At 63.1% G+C, this 14,906-nt stretch carries 16 protein-coding genes; 10 read left to right on the top strand and 6 right to left on the bottom strand.

The features are described from left to right. Positions 1–11: 11 nt before the first annotated feature. The 3 genes from AC5Y5E_RS01130 to AC5Y5E_RS01140 are packed head-to-tail and all read right to left on the bottom strand — an operon-like array spanning position 12 to position 2,960. On the bottom strand, positions 12–1,226 hold the full coding sequence (locus tag AC5Y5E_RS01130; RefSeq protein WP_499901167.1) for an amidohydrolase family protein: 1,215 nt from the start codon (positions 1,224–1,226) through the stop codon (positions 12–14). Between the two features lie 4 nt (positions 1,227–1,230). Further along, positions 1,231–2,034, bottom strand: coding sequence for an acetoacetate decarboxylase family protein (locus AC5Y5E_RS01135; protein WP_499901168.1), 804 nt, complete (start codon positions 2,032–2,034; stop codon positions 1,231–1,233). Then, positions 2,031–2,960, bottom strand: coding sequence for an SDR family NAD(P)-dependent oxidoreductase (locus tag AC5Y5E_RS01140; RefSeq protein ID WP_499901169.1), 930 nt, complete (start codon positions 2,958–2,960; stop codon positions 2,031–2,033). Before AC5Y5E_RS01140 ends, AC5Y5E_RS01135 begins: the two co-directional genes overlap by 4 nt. 64 nt (positions 2,961–3,024) lie before the next feature. On the opposite strand from AC5Y5E_RS01140, the gene AC5Y5E_RS01145 reads away from it, so the two are divergent. Beyond that, positions 3,025–3,912, top strand: coding sequence for an IclR family transcriptional regulator (locus AC5Y5E_RS01145; RefSeq protein ID WP_499901170.1), 888 nt, complete (start codon positions 3,025–3,027; stop codon positions 3,910–3,912). Between the two features lie 114 nt (positions 3,913–4,026). Then, on the top strand, positions 4,027–4,914 hold the full coding sequence (locus AC5Y5E_RS01150; protein ID WP_499901171.1) for a TauD/TfdA dioxygenase family protein: 888 nt from the start codon (positions 4,027–4,029) through the stop codon (positions 4,912–4,914). Positions 4,915–4,957: 43 nt separating this feature from the next. Here the strand turns inward: AC5Y5E_RS01150 and AC5Y5E_RS01155 are convergent, their stop codons facing one another. Then, entirely contained in the window at positions 4,958–5,302 is a 345-nt protein-coding gene (locus tag AC5Y5E_RS01155) for a hypothetical protein (RefSeq protein WP_499901172.1), read from the bottom strand. Between the two features lie 137 nt (positions 5,303–5,439). On the opposite strand from AC5Y5E_RS01155, the gene AC5Y5E_RS01160 reads away from it, so the two are divergent. The 4 genes from AC5Y5E_RS01160 (at position 5,440) to AC5Y5E_RS01175 (ending at position 9,836) form a co-directional block, all read left to right on the top strand. Further along, entirely contained in the window at positions 5,440–6,846 is a 1,407-nt protein-coding gene (locus tag AC5Y5E_RS01160; protein WP_499901173.1) for an adenylate/guanylate cyclase domain-containing protein, read from the top strand. A 71-nt stretch (positions 6,847–6,917) separates the two neighbouring features. Then, positions 6,918–7,553 carry a TIGR03085 family metal-binding protein gene (locus AC5Y5E_RS01165; protein ID WP_499901174.1) on the top strand — a complete coding sequence of 212 codons (636 nt, stop codon included), beginning with the start codon at positions 6,918–6,920 and terminating at the stop codon, positions 7,551–7,553. Positions 7,554–7,672: 119 nt separating this feature from the next. Beyond that, the gene (locus tag AC5Y5E_RS01170) at positions 7,673–8,482 is read left to right on the top strand and encodes a DUF1906 domain-containing protein (RefSeq protein ID WP_499901175.1); all 810 of its coding nucleotides are present in this window, start codon (positions 7,673–7,675) and stop codon (positions 8,480–8,482) included. Between the two features lie 163 nt (positions 8,483–8,645). Next, positions 8,646–9,836 (top strand): cytochrome P450, encoded by a 1,191-nt coding sequence (locus AC5Y5E_RS01175; RefSeq protein WP_499901176.1) that lies wholly within the window; start codon positions 8,646–8,648, stop codon positions 9,834–9,836. 68 nt (positions 9,837–9,904) lie between these two features. Here the strand turns inward: AC5Y5E_RS01175 and AC5Y5E_RS01180 are convergent, their stop codons facing one another. Then, a complete protein-coding gene (locus tag AC5Y5E_RS01180) occupies positions 9,905–10,456 on the bottom strand; it encodes a TetR/AcrR family transcriptional regulator (protein WP_499901177.1) in 552 nt (183 codons plus the stop codon). A gap of 157 nt (positions 10,457–10,613) precedes the next feature. Between AC5Y5E_RS01180 and AC5Y5E_RS01185 the strand changes: the two genes are divergently transcribed. The 4 genes from AC5Y5E_RS01185 (at position 10,614) to AC5Y5E_RS01200 (ending at position 13,452) form a co-directional block, all read left to right on the top strand. Beyond that, positions 10,614–10,928: a DoxX-related protein gene (locus AC5Y5E_RS01185; protein WP_499901178.1), complete on the top strand. Its 315-nt coding sequence runs from the start codon at positions 10,614–10,616 to the stop codon at positions 10,926–10,928. 8 nt (positions 10,929–10,936) lie between these two features. Then, complete coding sequence (locus tag AC5Y5E_RS01190; protein WP_499901179.1) at positions 10,937–12,235, top strand: cytochrome P450; 1,299 nt, start codon at positions 10,937–10,939, stop codon at positions 12,233–12,235. Positions 12,236–12,471: 236 nt separating this feature from the next. Further along, on the top strand, positions 12,472–13,026 hold the full coding sequence (locus tag AC5Y5E_RS01195) for a hypothetical protein (protein WP_499901180.1): 555 nt from the start codon (positions 12,472–12,474) through the stop codon (positions 13,024–13,026). A gap of 63 nt (positions 13,027–13,089) precedes the next feature. Then, on the top strand, positions 13,090–13,452 hold the full coding sequence (locus AC5Y5E_RS01200; protein WP_499901181.1) for a protease inhibitor I42 family protein: 363 nt from the start codon (positions 13,090–13,092) through the stop codon (positions 13,450–13,452). Positions 13,453–13,510: 58 nt separating this feature from the next. Here the strand turns inward: AC5Y5E_RS01200 and AC5Y5E_RS01205 are convergent, their stop codons facing one another. Next, a complete protein-coding gene (locus tag AC5Y5E_RS01205; RefSeq protein ID WP_499901182.1) occupies positions 13,511–14,833 on the bottom strand; it encodes a D-alanyl-D-alanine carboxypeptidase family protein in 1,323 nt (440 codons plus the stop codon). Positions 14,834–14,906: the final 73 nt, after the last annotated feature.

Consider the following 14,906-nt stretch of genomic DNA (forward strand, 5'->3'; position numbering starts at 1 on the left):
TGATCCTTTCGCTACCACGCACGGATGGGGTCGGGCTCGAAGACGGTGCTGCTGGCGCCGGCGGGCACGGCCGCCAGCGGCTCGGCAACCTCGGCCACGGTCGGGCCGATCCGGTCGACCAGGGGCGCGAGGGCGTCGAGGTCGAAGCCGTAGACGGCGGCCGCATTGCCGCCGACCATGGCCGCCACCTCGTCAGGCGCGACACCGCTGAAGGTGTGGCGCAACGCTTCTCGGGTGTAGGGGGCGGTGCCCTCCATGTGCGGGTAGTCGCTTCCCCACATGACCTTCTCGATGCCGATCCGGTGGCGCTCGGCGCACTCGACGGGCCGCATGAAGCTGGCGCCGACGTAACACTGGCGGGCCCAAAATTCGCTTGGCCGCAGCGTCAACGAGCCCGCGGTGGGCCCGGCGAATCGGGCGATCGCCGAGTTCGCTCTCCCGTAACGGGCCGCAGCTACGTCGAGCGAGTCGAGGGTCGCCGGTATCCATCCGGCGCCCTGCTCGGTGAAGACGACGGTGAGGTCCGGGTGGCGATCCAGTGCGCCGCTGAAGATCAGGTGCCACAGCGCCCGGTGCGCAAACCAATGCGTCTCGTAGACCCAGATCGCGAACGAGCTGCCCCATCCGTCCGTCGGGTTCGGTCCGGCGTTACCGCCGTGGTGGTTGACCACCAGGCCCGCCTCCGCGCACGCCGCCCACAGCGGCTCCCAGTGCTCGGCGTAGAGCTGGGGAATGCCTGCGCCCGGCGGGATCCCGGGCAGCAGGACCCCGCCGCGCAGACCCAACTTGGCGATCTGCGCCACCTCGGCGACGGCCTCGTCGAGGTCCCCGAGCAGAATCTGGCCCACCCCGGCGCGCCGCTCGGGCGACGACGAGCAGAAGTCGGAAAGCCAACGATTGTGCGCACGCAGCCCGGCCCAGCGCAGCTCGAGCTCGCGGGTGTCCACCGGTTGGGGGGCGGCCAGACTGGCCTGCGGAAAGAACGGTGGCACGGTATTGGGGAAGATGACCTCCCCCGCGACGCCTTCGGCATCCAGATCCGAGTTTCGTCGATCGCTGTTCCAGTTGCGCTCGGCATCGGCCTCGGTGAGGTCGCCGAACGGGTTGACGTATGCCTTTGCCCAGCTGTCGAACTCGTCCCGGTACTGCGGATCGAGGTAGTCGCGGTAGTCGAGCAGGTCCGCGCCGGCGTGGCAGTCGGCCGAGATGACCGTGTACCGGTCCATGGCGCTAGGCCCGGGCCGGCTCGGGCCTGGGGGCCGCGAGCAGGGCCACGTCGTCGTAGCGCTGATGCACGTACGGCAGCAGCCATTCCTGCGGCACCCGTTCCGCGATGCGCCCCACCTGGATGGTGCGCCGTCGACACCAGGTGATCGAGGCGATCTGGCGGATCACGATGTCGGCAACCGGGTCCAGCGGCGACTCACCCAATTCCACTGTGCCGTCGATGTTTTCCAGCAGCTCGTAGTGCCGGTGGTATTCGCCGTAGACCAGGTGGGGGTCGGTGATGCCGCCGCCGTCGGGGGCCCGCAGGAACTTGAAGTAGAACTCGGTGTTCACCTGGTCGGGCGGCAACTCCGCCGGGCCGGTGATCCGCCCGTTCACTCGGATGAGCTGATAGCCCAGCCGGTCGACGGCGGCGCTGACGCGATCGCCGTCGCGCTGCACCTCGATGTTTGCCAGTTTCTTTGGCTCGCCGAATGTTTCGCGCCCGCCGGTGACCGACTGTTCGGTGGACTGGGGCATGAACAGCGGATAATCGCCCGCCCGGTCGCCGTGCCGGGCGGTCACCGAGAACACCGCCGATCCGAACGGCGGCCTACCCTCTATCTGCACCCGCTGAAGCTGAAGACGCACCAGCGGTTCGGCGGCCGGCTCCAGTGGCTTGGGCAGCACCGCCGCCACGATCTCCGGATCGGTGAGGTACGTGACGGTGATCGCCTCGGTGGCAATGGGCGCCTTGGTGGCGTCGATCTCGTGGTCGACTTGCGCCTCGGGTGCGCGAGGGCCGTAGCGAATTTCGTTGGCACTCACCGTGTTCCTCCTTCGGTTTTTTCGGCATGCTGGCCCAGGACGTCAACCAGGTAGTCGGGCTCGCCGCGGGCGAGGATCGACGCCGCCTTCCTGCTCACGACTTGATCGCCAGGTGTGGGCGGCCCCATCATCCAGAAACGGTCGGCCCGAAGCCCTTCCACGACGAGGTCGGCGACCGTCTCGAGCGGGGTGAACTCGACATGTGCGCCGGCGGCCTCGAAGCGGGCCACCACCTTTTCCAGCGTCTGGTCGGGCGTGCGGCGTTGCTGCGTCGCGGCATACTGCTCCGGTCGGTGCCGCCAGGACTCCCAGATGCCGGTGTTCAAGAAGCCACCGGGGAAAAGGACGTGTGCCCGCACCCGCGTCCCGGTCATCTGCAGGTGGGTGTAGAGGCTTTCGGTCAGGCAGAGCACCGCGGCCTTGGTCATCGGATAGACGGCCGTGGCCGGTCCGCCCATGGCCCCCCGGGCAATCGGCGCGAACCCGCCGTTGCCCGAGCAGGTGTTGACCACGTGTCCGTCGCCCTGCTCGAGCAGGATGGGCACGAAGGCCTTGATGCCGTGGATGACGCCCAGCACGTTGACGTCGATCCCCCAGCGCCAGTCCGCCAGGTCGTGTTCCCACATGTAACCCTCGGAGACCCCGCCGGTGCCGGCGTTGTTGCACACCACGTGCACCGCGCCGAAGCGATCGAGCGCCTCCTTGGCAAGCGACTCGACGGAGGAATAGTCGGTGACGTCGGTGACCACGCCGACGGCGTCGATGCCCTCGTCCACCAGAGCCCGGGTCGCCTTGTCCAGCGGTTCGGGCAGGACGTCGGCCAGCACCACCTTCATGCCCTCTCGGCCGAAACGCCTGCCCATGGCCTGGCCAATGCCCCCGGCTCCCCCGGTTACGACGGCCGCCTTGCCTCGAAGGTCTGTCATTGTGGCAATGGTCACATGGTCGCGCATGTCACCGCAAGAAGTCGCATTATGCGACCATTGACCGATGGCTCCGCGCCCCTCCCCGCAGACCGAAAGGGTCGTGAACCTGTTCGAGCACCTGGCGGGTGACGGCAGCCCGGGGATGACGTTGGCCGAGGTGTCGCGGCACTTGAGCGTTCACAAGGCCAGCTGCCACTCGATGCTGTCCGAGCTGCTCCGGGCCGGCTGGCTCCTGCGCGACCCGGTTCGCAAGACCTACCACCTCGGTCCCGCTCTGGTCCGCCTCGGCCGAGAGGCGGCGGGCCGCTACCCGGCCCTGGTGTTGGCCCGCTCCGCGATGGCCGAGCTGTCGGCCGCGACCGGCGCGCACTGCGTTGCCTTTTCGGTGAGCGACGACTGCTCCACCGTCGTCGATCAGGTCCGAAGCCGTCGCGGCGGCGGCCACCCGATGCCCATCGGCACCCAGTTCCCGCACCGCCCGCCGTATGGGGCGTCGACCGTGGCCTGGGCCGGCCCGGAGGCGCGGGAGCGCTGGCTGGCCACCCTGCCCGAAGACGCGCGCGATCGGTATCGCCAGGCCATCGCCGCCGCCAAGGAGCGTGGCTACGCGGTGGGCCTGCACATCCTGCCAGACCTGCGCCTGCGGGAACTGGCGCAGATCGTGCGCAGCGCCGAGGTGCGTTCCACCCGGCTGAGCCAGCTGGCACAGGAATTGACCGATGAGCTGATCCATCAGGAGGAGTGGTTCCCGATCCGCCTGGAGCCGGACCGCACTTACGAGGTGAGCCACATCGACTCGCCGATCTTGGAGGCCGAATCCCGCATCGCCCTGATGCTCAGCCTGGTGCCCAGCGCCGAGCCGATGAGCGGCGCGGCGGTCACCCACCTGGGAGCCCAACTCTCCTCTGCGACACGGCGACTCAGCGCCGCCTTGGCCGAAAAGTCCGGTTAGCTTCACGACGAGGACCAGCGAGTGGCATTGCCGCGCGAGCGTGGCGCGAACCTTGTCAGCGGCCCGTTTTTGGTGGAAAGTCATGCTCGAACGCGGAATGCATGGAGTTCGCCGATGGAAGTCGTGCCGTTGGGTCCAGGCTTTGCCGCCGAACTTCGCGGAGTGACCATCCACGATGTTGCGGCAAGCGAGTCGGCCTACGCGGCGGTGCGCGCCGCATTCGAGGAGTACTCGGTTCTCGTCCTTCGGGATCAGGACGTCACCGATGAAGCGCAACTCGGTTTCTCACGCCGCTTTGGCCCGCTCGAGTTCACCAAGGTGGGCGCGGCGGGCTATGGCAGCAACCTCGTGATCCTCAAGACCCTCGACGAGAACGGCAACGTGGTTCCGGAAGATCACCGGATCTCCTTGGAAAACAAGGCAAATCAGCTCTGGCATACCGACAGCACGTTCAAGCGGGTGCCGGCGCTCGCTTCGGTGCTGTCGTCGCGCGTCATTCCGGGCCGGGGAGGCGAGACCGAGTACGTCTCCACGCGGATCGCGTTCGAGCGTCTCGATTCGGTGTTGCAATCGCGGCTGGAAAATTCCTTCGCGTGGCACGAATACGCCTATTCGCGCGGGAAGATTGCGCCCGACCTCGCCAGCCCGGCGGAGCGAGCGGCGTTGCCGCCGCAGTGCTGGCGTCTCGTTTGGCAGAACCCTGTCAATGGCCGGAAGTCGGTATACGTCGCCTCGCACGCCTACGCGATCGAGGGCATGGAGCGAAAGGCCGCGCAGGAACTGCTCGCCCAGCTGATCGACGCGGCGACCGCGCCCGGTGCAAGCTACCTGCACTCGTGGCGCGCGGGGGACGTGGTGATGTGGGACAACCGCGCGACCATGCATCGCGGCCGGCCCTGGCCGGCGTCGGAGCCGCGCTACATGGTGCGCACCACCATTTCCGCGACAGAATCCGACGGGCTCGAAACGATGCGTCGACGCGCCGCAGAAACCAGCAGCTAACCATGTCTAGCGTGCGCCGCACATTCGACGAGGGTCCTATGCCTCAGGACGAGAACCCTCGACCACCCAGCCACAGCGGCGGCTCCTGGTCGTTGTACATGCTCTTGGGCTGCCAGCGCTGTCTGCGCAAGAGTCGACCGGCGTGGTGTTCGGCAACGTCCTTCAGGTACTCGACGTCGTCGCTGGTCCACGGGTGCTGGCCGGTCCCGTCCAACCACCACCTCGGTTGGCCGTCCTGCTCATACCGGGTTATCCGGTAACGCCAGGCGACGTGCCTACCCTTGGCGTCAATCTCCCAGTCCAGTAGCCGAGGGCGGACGGCCTCGGGCGTCGACCGGAGAGATTCCCAGGGAAGCGTTATGCGGATCTCGACGAACTCGCCACCCATGAATCAACCCTAATCGAGTTGATCGAGGCCGCATCGGATCAAATTCGAAGCGTCTGGTGTTGAAGGGCTTATGCCCAGGCGCCTGTGTGTCAACGAAGCTTTAGCCGCCAGGTTGCGCTGATGTTTAGGTTGGAACCATGAGCGACCTCCAGTCGCAATTTTCGGCCCTGAAGCGAACCGCCGATTCGGACGTCGCGGACGCTATCGCGCGGCTGACCGAGGACGGCGAAGATCATGAGCTCAATCGAATCAACGCCCTGGACTTTTCCAAGCGCACCGGCCTCGACGAAGAGAAGGTGATTTCCGGCTTCCTGCATGCCTCGCGGCTTGGCCTGTTCGATCTCACTTGGAACGTGCTTTGTCCCGGTTGCAGCGGCGTGCTGGACGCGCATGACACGCTGAAATCGCTGCGTGATGACGACTATCGCTGTGGACTATGCGCCTGCGGTTATGAGCCTTCCGTCGATGAGCAGGTCGAGGTGGCGTTTACGGTCAGCCCCAAGGTCAGGCGAATTGCCGCCCACGATCCCAACACGCTCCCGCTATGGGACTACTACACGCAGGTGTTCTGGAGTTCGGGCATCGATCTCGGCGAGGATTCTTTTGCTTTGCTGACCGGCGAAGCGACGTTGGATGCCATGGAGCTGGCCGCCGGCGAAAAGGCTGTGCTGTCGTTGGAGCTTCCGCCGCAATTCATCATCGTTTTCGAGCCGGTGACACATACCGCACACTTCATCGACGTACAGGGCGAGCCGACCGAGGAAGGTCAGCAGCTCGGGCTGACCTTCGACAAAGGCCATCCGCCGACCGAGTCGATCACCTTGCGGCCAGGCCCGTTGCGGCTCGCACTCGACAATCGGTGCAGCGTGCGGACACTGCCCACCGTCTTTGTCGCCGACGAGCTCCACAATGTGCTGGCCAAGCGCCGGCCGTTCCTCACCGCCAAGCGGATGCTGTCGAATCAGACGTTTCGCGATGTGTTCAAAGCTGACAACCTCACCATCGATCAGCGTCTCAAAATCACCTCGTTGACCTTTTTGTTCACCGACCTCAAGGGGTCGACCGCGCTTTACGAGCGGGTCGGTGACCTCGCCGCTTTTGACTTGGTGCGCGCGCACTTTCATGCGCTCCTGGAAATCATCGCGGCCGAAAAGGGCGCCGTGGTCAAGACCATCGGGGACGCGGTGATGGCGACCTTTGTCCAGCCGGACCACGCGCTCGCCGCGGCCTTGCGGATGCGGGCCGCGATGGACAAGCTCAATGCCGAGCGCGGCAGGACCGACCTGATCGTAAAGATCGGCATCCATGAGGGGCCGTGTCTCGCGGTGATGCTGAACGAGCGGCAGGACTATTTCGGCCAGACCGTCAACATCGCGGCGCGGGTGCAGAGCCTGTCCACCGCGCAGGAGATCCACATCACCGGTCCCGTGATCGACGCGCCCGGCGTCGCCGCGATCCTGGAGAAGGAGTCGATCCGACCGGTTCGGAAGGAGGCCGCCCTGCGCGGCATCGCCGACAAAATGGTCGTGTACGAGATTCCATAAGAACCTCGGTGGCACGTTCGGAGACTTCTGCGTCGCTGTGATCGAAGAGGCCCTCGGCCTATCGTGGGGCGATGTCGATAGCCCAGCGCGAACGTTCCGCCATCGTCGGAATCATGCGGGCGGTGGGACCGGATGCTCCCACCCTGTGCGAAGGCTGGACCACCCGCGACCTTGCCGCGCACCTGGTCGTGCGCGAACGCCGCCCTGATGCGTTGCCCGGCCTCGTGTTCGGGCCGCTGGCGTCACACACCGCGCGCGTGCAAAACCGGTTGGCCGCCTCCACGACGTACGAGGACCTGGTCGAGCTGCTTGCCTCCGGCCCGCCGGTTCTTTCGCTGTTCAAGGTGCTCGACCCGCTGGCAAGTATCCACGAGATGTTCGTCCATCACGAGGACCTCCGCCGTGCGCAAACCGGCTGGAAGCCAAGGGAACTCGATGCGAGGACCACTACAGCGGTGAGGCGGCGCATCCCCTGGGTCAGCCGGGTCGGGTTGTCGAAATCAATGGCAGCGCTGCCCGCTCGACTGACGCTGAACACCCCCGACGGTCGGACGGTGGCGGCGGTCGGTAGCGGTTCGCCGGTAACCGTGACTGGCGAACCGCAAGAACTGTTGCTCTTCGCGTTCGGCCGCAACGCTGTTCACGTCGACTTCAGCGGGGACGACGACGTAATTGCCGCGGTGCGGGCCGCCAAGCGGGGCTTTTGAGCGGTGCCCGCGTGACGTCTTGCGATGCTAGCCGCTGTCCGGTCAACGACACGGACGCGGTTTGATATCACTTCAAACACGCCATCTTTTAACAGCAGTCACGTTGTTAACATCACGCGATGGACTTGTCGGCGTGTCTAAACCTCCGGCCGCGCCCAATTTCCCGGCGTGACGTATTGCGCTACACCATCGCTATGTCCGCACTGCCAGGATTGTCCGCGGCATCGGCCATGGCATCTGCCGCCGCCCCGGCGGCGGCCGCTGCGACTCCCAAACTGATCGACTTCGCCATGAGCCAAATTCCAGCGGAGCACATCCGAGCTGCCGGCTATTCCGGCGTCATCAACTACGTATCGCTATCGCGTCCCGGCTCGTCCTTTGGCGCCAAACCGATCACCCGGCCCTACGCCGACCAACTGAAAGCAGCTGGGCTGATGATCGTCAGCAACTACCAATACGGCAAGCCAGGCGGGACAGCATCATCGGACTTCAAGCGCGGGTTCGACGGCGGGGTCGCGGACGCTCGCACCGCCTGGCAGCTGCATACCGCGGCGGGCGGCGGTCAAAGTGCCCCGATCTTCTTTACCATCGACGAGGACATCAACCACGACACGTGGAACAATTTGGCGCTCAAGTGGTTTCGCGGAATTAATTCGGTATTGGGAGTGCAGCGCACCGGCGTCTACGGCGGTCTCGATGTCTGCCAGTGGGCCGCCGCCGACGGCGTGATCGGAAGTTCGCGCACCCCGGGACACCGGTGGGCCTGGCAGACCAAGGCCTGGTCGCGCGGGCAGATCGACCCCGCCGCAGTTCTCTACCAACGCGTGGTGAGTACGCCGTCGAATCCAGGTCCAGTCGTCGGGGGACAACAAGTCGACGTCAACGACGTCCTTGCCCAGGATTTTGGTCAGTGGAGCCTACATCCCTGAGCCTAGGGCGTCGTCGTCGCTCGTCAGCACCCTTGACTGACGATATGGTCGTATGTGACGATTTCGTCACCTGAGGGTCGAAGCGCACAGTGCGTTGAGCGCAGCACCCTCGTCCTGTCCATGCACGCGGGCGGGAATCGAGCTCAACGATTAAGGCGATCTTGTGGTGCACCGACCTCGCGACATTCCGTCGTACCGGCCTGACGTCTACAGCACATCGGCCATCCTCGACCCTTACCCGCACTACCGGACTCTGCGACGCCTTGGCCCCCTCGTCTGGCTGCCTCGCCGCCGGATGGTCGCCCTCCCCCGGTACGCCGAGTGCAAAGCCACCCTGCGAGCCGACGACTCGTACCTCTCCGGACATGGTGTCGCCGCCAACGCTGCCGCCAACCGGTTGTCCCGCGGCACCACGCTCAACAGCGACGGGGCCGACCACGACCGGCGTCGCAAGCTCGTTGCCCACCGTCTGATGCCCAGGGCGCTGCGTGGAGTAACCGCCTCCGTGGAGGACGCGGCGGGCGACATCGTCGACGTCGCGCTCGCCAGGGGCCGGGTCGACGGTGTCGCCGATCTGGCGACCGCGCTGCCGCTGGCTGTGGTCCCGGATCTGGTCGGCTGGCCCCAGGACCAACGCGAGCACCTGATTCCTTGGGCCGCAGCGACCTTCGACCTCCTCGGACCGCTTAACCGTCAGGCGATCCGGGCCATCCCGCGCAGCATGCAGATGCTGCGCTTCGCTCGTGCTGTGGTGCGTGACCGAAACGTCCTGCCCGGCAGCATGGCTCACGAACTCTTGGCTGCCGTCGATGAAGGCAATTTGTCGTTCGAGGACGTGCCGCCGCTGATAGTCGACTACATTGCACCGTCGTTGGACACCACCATCAGCGCCATCTCCAGCGCGATCCACCTATTCGCGACCCACCCCGATCAGTGGGAAATGCTCAGAACAGAGCCAGAATTGCTGTCGAATGCGATCAACGAGGTGGTGCGGTACGAATCGCCGGTGCGGGCGTTCACGCGGAAGACCGCCCGCAATACCTCGATAGCCGGAACGAACATCCCCGCCGGAACCCGATTACTGGTGCTGTTCGCCTCGGCCAACCGCGACGAACGCGAATGGGAGACCTCTGAGGTGTTCGACATCCGCCGGGACGCTGGACGGCACATCGGGTTCGGCAACGGCGCGCATGCCTGCGCCGGCCAGGGTCTGGCCAGGATGGAGACCGCCGCCATCCTCTCCGCGATGCTCGAACGGGTTAAGCGCATCGAGGTCGGCGGGACTCCAAAGTGGGGAGTCAACAACGTGATTCGGCGCCTCGAACGGCTGCCGGTGAGGCTGATTGCGGCGTGACCATTGCCGGGCAGCTCCCGGCATCGCCTTTGTCGGCCGCCAGACAACGGCCTAATGACGACCTCACTTCAGCTCGAGATACCGCGCAGCAGAGCGTCTATCACTCCGCGGTAACGCGCGGTCGTTTCTCGCGCGGATGCCGTCACGCTGAGCGTTCGGTAGAGCGTCGCTCCGATCAACGCGTCGGTGGCAGCTTCGATGTCGGCGTCGGCGCGGATCTGGCCCGCCGAGACACCGACGCGCAAGCGGTGCGACACGGCTTCGTGGACGCGGCCAGTCAGTTGTCGGTACAGGGTGTCACGATCGCGTAGGTCTTCGGCCGCCGCGGCGGCAAGCGAGCGAATGAGTGCGACATTCTCTGCGGACGAACCGATTTTGGCGTACGCAAGCATCCACGCCGTCAGGTCCGCGATCGTGTCTCCCGTATCGGGAAGCGTGAAGTCGGCTTGGTCGTAAGCCTGCATAACCGCCTCGGCTACCAAAGGAGCCTTCGACGGCCAACGGCGGTACACCGTTTGAACGGCCACCCCCGCGATCGCGGCGACCTTGTCCATCGACACTCCGCGATAGCCCGATTCGACGAGCAGCGTGCGCGTTGCGTCGAGGATCGCGTCGTGCACGGCCGCGCTCCGCGGTCGCCCTCGCCGGGGTTGGCTCACACGAACAAGGTAGAGCAAGGGTTTCATGCCACCCCTAGGCAGCGACGCAAAAGTGTGTCACCATTTACGAGAAAATTTCTCTCGTAATTGAGTGAGACGTGCAGATGGACCCATCGCCATGATCAACAGCGACAATGTGGGCTCGCGACAATGCTTGGGCCTGTCGGTCAGCATGATCGGTTTGGCTCACTTCGTCGCGCCGCGTTACTTCGACCCCATCAACGGCCTCGGCTTCCCCAACCACGCCCGTACGTTCACCTACGTCAATGGTGCACTCGAAACGCTGATAGGACTCCTCATGGCGAGTCCCGGGACGCGTCGGCAGTACACGGTCGTATCCACCTGCTACGCCATCTATCTCACGACTGCCATCCTGCTCACCCAACACAGAACCCTTCACGCCCGGGGCGACGTCGTCGCGCAATCCAGTTAGCAACCACGATGTCGATCACCAAGAAGGCCAAAAGGATTCGCAACGCCATCGAACCGGTGGGCCGTGCGGTCCGAATGAACGTCGCGGCGGCAATCCGGACGCGCCGACGGGGCTACGACGGTTGGACCGGCGCGATCAACACCGATTACGACCCACAGGATCCCGTCACCGCCGCCCAGCCCTTCGAGGCGTACCGCGCCCTGCACCGAGGCGGCCGCGTGCATTACAACCCGCGGCGCGCCACCTTCATCGTCAGCCGTCTGGACGACGTGCGGGCGGCGCTGCGCGACACCGACCAGGTCACCAGCACCCAAGGAGTTACGCGCCTGCGCATGTCCGCTCCGTTGGCGGTCCTCACCGACGGCGACGAACACACCCGGCTGCGCAAACAAGTCCAGCCGGGATTCAGCAAGGGCGCCATGAACTCCTGGCGGGAGATGACCGAGGGGCTGGCCGTCGAACTCGTCAGCGACGTCATCAATAACCCCGGATGCGATGTCGTGCAACGCTTGACGATACCGATGCCGATACGTCTGATCGCCCGAATTCTGGGCGTGCCCGACTCCGACATCGACGACTTTCGCCGATGGTCAGAACGCGGCGTTGGAATCATGGAATTCACGCCGACGCCTTTGGGTGTTGTCAACGCCGGCAAGTCGATGATGGCCATGGTGGCGCTACAGCATTACTTCAGAACACAATTCGCGACGGGCGGACTCAAGGGGTCGAATACCGTTCTCGGGCGGCTCATTGAGCACAACACCGACGGCAGCCTCACCGACCAACAGCTCCTGCTCATCGCCATCCACCTGCTGATAGCCGGCAACGAGACCACCACGAACCTGCTCGGCGGAATGTTCGACACCCTCGCACGTCACCCCGACCAGTACGACGTCATTCGCGCCAAACCCGACCTGATTCCCCTCGCCGTGGAGGAACAGCTACGGATCACGACACCCATCCAGAACCTCTACCGCTACACCCGAGCCGACTACCGCATCGGCGACGTCACCATTCCCACCGGATCGCGCGTGCTGCTGTCCTTCGGCGCGGCGAACCGGGATCCCACCGCGTTCGACGAGCCCGATGAGTACCGCGCCGACCGCGACCCGAGAAAACACATCGCGTTCGGCTACGGCGCGCACATGTGCCTGGGAGCGCCACTGGCCCGCATGGAAGCCCAGGCAGTTCTGCACCAACTCGTCACTCGCGTCGCCCGAATCACCGCGGACGGCCCGACGCGATGGTCGAGCCACAGCTCCCTGCGCGGACCAACCCACCTACCGATTCGCCTCACCCCGGTCTGATGAGCCGGCTGGACGCTTCGAGGTGGGAACGCGGGCGCGAAGGGCCACCCCCTCAGTCAACGAGCGCCCGAATGAATGCTGTCTTGCTTGGGGACGGGCTCAGTCGCGTCAACAAAATGAATTCGACGCGGTGCGGAGTCAGCCCGGATATCAGCGTCGGCCAGATATGTCCTTTTTCATCCAGGCTGGCCATCGCTATCACTCGGCGCCCACGAGCGAGCGATGTGATCGAGTAGGTGTCGACACCGGTCTTGACCTGTCTTGCTGTGTGCGGTGAAGTTGGTAATTGGCGTTCGCCCTACACGGCCGGCGTCGGATGGCTGTTCCGCCCCATAACGGAGGAGTTCATGCCCGAATCACGAAATTTGGGTCTCGTATCCATGTACTTGCAGCAGCCTGTATTAGAGGCGCACGGTATTTCGCTTCGGCTCGAACAAGGTTCTGCGGCGGGCCATATGAAGGGGCATGTGACGCTGGACCCAAACACCTGCGGGCTCAACCAATGGGGTGACAGAGAGGTATGCACCCTAATTGCGCCCGACGACCGAGAAGCGGCGGCGACGGCGATGAAGATTCGCGATCCGCTTGGCCTGAATCGGGTCCTGTGGAAGCTCGACGTTGATGGAGTATCGGGGGTGACAGTTCATCTCATCGAGTATCCCGACGGAGATCTGTGGTATCTGACGGTGGAGAGCGAGACGGAGGGCACATCGGTGGTGCCGCTCTTCGAGCCAAGCTCACCTCCGCAAGACTCTCAACACTTTGGCAGGGGGATCGGAAGCCCTGGCTAATGGCTGAAACGAGAATCTGCCCGCGATCAGCCCACTAGGTCTTTCAGATGACGGAGGAATCTCGTGACCGAAGCCGAGTCGACGACCACTGTCGAGGTCTCCTATGACGAGGTTGTCCGGGAGACGGTGATCAACCGTGACATTGCTGTATGTGTCGGTGGGGCGCTGACGCTGATCGTCGGATCGAACGCCAGCACTGGTTACGGTTGGACGGCTTACGCGCGAATCGGTGATCCCGCCGTGGTGCAGCAGCTAAGTCACGAATACCTAACTTCGTCGGAGCAACCGGTGGGCGCCCCCGGTACCGAGGTGTGGACGTTCAAGGCGTTGACAGCTGGTACCACCACGATCGCGACGGACTACCGCGGGCCGAGGACTGGCGGAGAAATAGCATGTAGTCTCAAGGCGAACGTTACCGTGTACTGATTGCTGCCCGCCTAGGTCTCGATGGCCAATCTTGGAAAGATTTCCGACACCAATTCATTTAATCGCCGAAAGCATTTCTCACTGCATCCACCCCGTTTTGAATTTCCCTCACTTTATCCGGCGTTTCTTTCTTAATAGCCTCCATCTTTTTAGTCCACTCGCTTATGCGCACGAATAGCTCGTTACTCTTCGCCAGCGCCGCGTCGAACTTGTCCGACTCACCCTGCAATCTGTTCGCTAACAAATTAAATTTATCTGCCTCACTTTCCCAGCGCGATTTTTCTCCCACAAGATGGTCCCGGCGTTGTCCCAATTCGTTGTCACGTCCAGTGTAATCGAGTATCATTGCATTTTTTTCATTCACATAGCGTGTAGTCAGCTCAGTATGCGAACAGTTCTCAAAAGAATCTCCGTCCGGGCAGTATGTGTACCGGAAATTCTCAATTTTGTCTCGAAATCTCTTGAGGTCCACAACATCGCTATTATATGCTTCTATTCCGGCCTTCCATTCGGATTGCCATTTTCTTAATTCAGCTTCTTTACTCTTTAGCTCATCTTCTTCAGAAAGAAGACGTCGCTGCTCCTCCTCGAGCCCGTCTCTTTCCGTTCTCCACTTTGGATACTCTTCCGCAACTTTCTTTTTAAACTCAAACCCATCCGAGACAAGCTTACCAAGTTGCTCGGATAATTTTCCTATCTCGGCTTTTGCCGCTTGAATTCTGCTCCAAGACATAATAGAACTAGCGTCGAAATGCCAACCTTCGTCTTCAATATTGTTGGTCCAGCCTGCCGCAATTAGCGCCTTTCGAAGACGTTCGCCGTCTCCCCCCCTTATGATATCGATCGCCAGACCGAATTCATGGTTCGATGTTCCTGGTTTATTGGCATTGTTGGCTTGCGGACCTCCATAATACTCATGCTCTATAAACGCAATATACAAATTCGCCTGTTGGGTGCTGTCTCTAAGACCTGACTCAATTTCTATGTAGGGGAATAGCTTATTTTCCATTTCCAAGTATAGTTCGTTAGCCTTATCGTAAAGCGCAGTTGCCTCTGGATGGAGGGAATCTGCTGCGCTATCCCGATTAGCGTTTCGCAGACCCTCCACTTCGAATTTTCCCGTTATGTTCGGGGCGACCCGAGGTATGTCAGTGCCAAACAAATTTTGCGCTGCAGGTCGACAGAGGTAAGTCACTTCACCCAAATCGGAATGCGCATCAGTGATCTCGAAATGCTTAGTAGTCGCCAAGTCGCCCTCGATGCCGACGGCATCATCTCCTAGAATCGGAAGTCCATGTTCTTCAACTTCGTCTAGGCGATATTCTTCTGCGATAAACGACGGCTGATCAGGGACGCTTGAACCGTTCGATGTTTCATTCATGATGCACTCCTCCCATCAGGCGGTGGCCATTTGGTCGCGGCACCAGATCCTATGGCTATCGCTCAGCCGACCA

Source organism: Mycobacterium sp. NGS54 (genome assembly GCF_059812465.1).

Coding starts and splice junctions, on each gene's coding strand:
- AC5Y5E_RS01170 (WP_499901175.1), top strand. CDS start 7,673: ATGGACTTGTCGGCGTGTCTAAACCTCCGGCCGCGCCCAATTTCCCGG.
- AC5Y5E_RS01165 (WP_499901174.1), top strand. CDS start 6,918: ATGTCGATAGCCCAGCGCGAACGTTCCGCCATCGTCGGAATCATGCGG.
- AC5Y5E_RS01140 (WP_499901169.1), bottom strand. CDS start 2,960: ATGACAGACCTTCGAGGCAAGGCGGCCGTCGTAACCGGGGGAGCCGGG.
- AC5Y5E_RS01145 (WP_499901170.1), top strand. CDS start 3,025: ATGGCTCCGCGCCCCTCCCCGCAGACCGAAAGGGTCGTGAACCTGTTC.
- AC5Y5E_RS01150 (WP_499901171.1), top strand. CDS start 4,027: ATGGAAGTCGTGCCGTTGGGTCCAGGCTTTGCCGCCGAACTTCGCGGA.
- AC5Y5E_RS01205 (WP_499901182.1), bottom strand. CDS start 14,833: ATGAATGAAACATCGAACGGTTCAAGCGTCCCTGATCAGCCGTCGTTT.
- AC5Y5E_RS01185 (WP_499901178.1), top strand. CDS start 10,614: ATGATCAACAGCGACAATGTGGGCTCGCGACAATGCTTGGGCCTGTCG.
- AC5Y5E_RS01130 (WP_499901167.1), bottom strand. CDS start 1,226: ATGGACCGGTACACGGTCATCTCGGCCGACTGCCACGCCGGCGCGGAC.
- AC5Y5E_RS01155 (WP_499901172.1), bottom strand. CDS start 5,302: ATGGGTGGCGAGTTCGTCGAGATCCGCATAACGCTTCCCTGGGAATCT.
- AC5Y5E_RS01160 (WP_499901173.1), top strand. CDS start 5,440: ATGAGCGACCTCCAGTCGCAATTTTCGGCCCTGAAGCGAACCGCCGAT.
- AC5Y5E_RS01190 (WP_499901179.1), top strand. CDS start 10,937: ATGTCGATCACCAAGAAGGCCAAAAGGATTCGCAACGCCATCGAACCG.